Annotated in this window: 1 pseudogene; it reads left to right on the top strand. The window is 67.8% G+C overall.

From position 1 onward, the window contains the following. Positions 1-205: pseudogene (gene istB / locus N780_RS19660) on the top strand (IS21-like element IS1474 family helper ATPase IstB); the annotation flags it as partial.

The following is a 205-nucleotide window of genomic DNA, read 5'->3' as shown; positions in this document are numbered from 1 at the left end:
CGTCCTGGTGCTGGACGACTGGGCGCTAGCCCCGCTGGAGGAAGGAGCCCGGCATGACCTGCTGGAGGTGATCGACGACCGCGCTGGCAGCCGCTCCACCATCCTGACGAGCCAACTGCCCATCGAGCACTGGCACGGCTGGATCAACGACCCGACCCTGGCCGATGCCATCCTCGACCGCCTGGTGCACAACGCCTACCGACTG

The sequence above is a fragment of the Pontibacillus chungwhensis BH030062 genome (assembly GCF_000770675.1).
In the GTDB taxonomy this organism is placed as follows: domain Bacteria; phylum Bacillota; class Bacilli; order Bacillales; family BH030062; genus Pontibacillus; species Pontibacillus chungwhensis.
This window is presented reverse-complemented; position numbering and strand designations above follow the sequence as displayed.